This is a genomic window from Parageobacillus sp. NEAU-HV-2, from assembly GCF_059115485.1.
Genome location: NZ_JBXUJJ010000025.1, coordinates 1 through 1,219, shown reverse-complemented (window position 1 = coordinate 1,219; position 1,219 = coordinate 1). Strand labels below are relative to the sequence as shown.

At 52.7% G+C, this 1,219-nt stretch carries 4 tRNA genes and 2 rRNA genes; all 6 read left to right on the top strand.

The features are described 5' to 3' along the window. Nucleotides 1-104 (top strand): 23S ribosomal RNA (locus AC1WMD_RS18665); the annotation flags it as partial. Between the two features lie 348 nt (nucleotides 105-452). Further along, nucleotides 453-569: ribosomal RNA gene (rrf, locus tag AC1WMD_RS18660) — 5S ribosomal RNA — on the top strand. Between the two features lie 9 nt (nucleotides 570-578). Continuing rightward, nucleotides 579-654 (top strand) — tRNA-Val (locus AC1WMD_RS18655). 90 nt (nucleotides 655-744) lie between these two features. Beyond that, nucleotides 745-820 (top strand) — tRNA-Phe (locus AC1WMD_RS18650). A 47-nt stretch (nucleotides 821-867) separates the two neighbouring features. Continuing rightward, nucleotides 868-940, top strand: a tRNA-Thr gene (locus AC1WMD_RS18645). A gap of 152 nt (nucleotides 941-1,092) precedes the next feature. Continuing rightward, a tRNA-Lys gene (locus AC1WMD_RS18640) sits at nucleotides 1,093-1,168 on the top strand. Nucleotides 1,169-1,219 lie beyond the last annotated feature (51 nt).

Sequence of the window (1,219 nt, the reverse complement as noted above, 5' to 3'; positions counted from 1 at the left end):
TAAGCGAGTAAGATCCCTCGAAGATGACGAGGTCGATAGGTCCGAGGTGGAAGCGTGGCGACACGTGCAGCTGACGGATACTAATCGATCGAGGACTTAACCACGAAAAGCGCAGGCGACTGGTTAGCCCCGATGGGCGCTGGAAGACCTGCGAGGAGGCTGTTGCCGCCACAGCAGGTCTGAAGCGACCCAAGGGGCTAGGAGCCGGAGCTAGACATCAGAAAAGCGCAGGACGCCCGCCTATCGGCGAGGTGCGCTGGAGGGCCCGTGAGGAGGCTGTCGCCGCCGCAACGGGACCGAAGCGTCGCGAGCCGATGGCGTCCGGAGCTAGACAGCACGAAAAGCGCAGGACGCACGGCTTCTTCCCAACAGACGGTTATCTAGTTTTGAAGGAATGAAACCCTCTTGACAATGAGTATAGTTCCATTATAATAAAACTTGTCTATCACTTGCCTAGTGACAATGGCGGAGAGGAAACACCCGTTCCCATCCCGAACACGGAAGTTAAGCTCTCCAGCGCCGATGGTAGTTGGGGCCAGCGCCCCTGCAAGAGTAGGTCGTCGCTAGGCAGGTATTGTGGAGGATTAGCTCAGCTGGGAGAGCACTTGCCTTACAAGCAAGGGGTCGGCGGTTCGATCCCGTCATCCTCCACCACATGTATATTTGTTTACATTGAGCAGCCATGAATCATTTAGCATAGGAAATACAGGAAGGTTTACATAAAATTGTTTATATGACTGTTTTGGCTCGGTAGCTCAGTCGGTAGAGCAAAGGACTGAAAATCCTTGTGTCGGCGGTTCGATTCCGTCCCGAGCCACCACTTACTTCTAAGTAAAATATATCAAGGGTGTATATCAATCCTCATATGCCGGCTTAGCTCAATTGGTAGAGCAACTGACTTGTAATCAGTAGGTTGCGGGTTCAAGTCCTGCAGCCGGCATCCCTATAATGTACGAGCCATTAGCTCAGCAGGGGAACAACGAGCCTAAGCTTCGACGAATTCGCTACGAGTTGTCTCGACGCATTCCGCATCTTCGAATTTGCTGGTAGAGGAAGAGGCAACGAAAAACAACGAGTGTCTTGATTTGATATGAGCCATTAGCTCAGTAGGTAGAGCATCTGACTTTTAATCAGAGGGTCGGAGGTTCGAGTCCTCCATGGCTCACCACTTTGCGGGTGTGGCGGAATTGGCAGACGCACCAGACTTAGGATCTGGCGC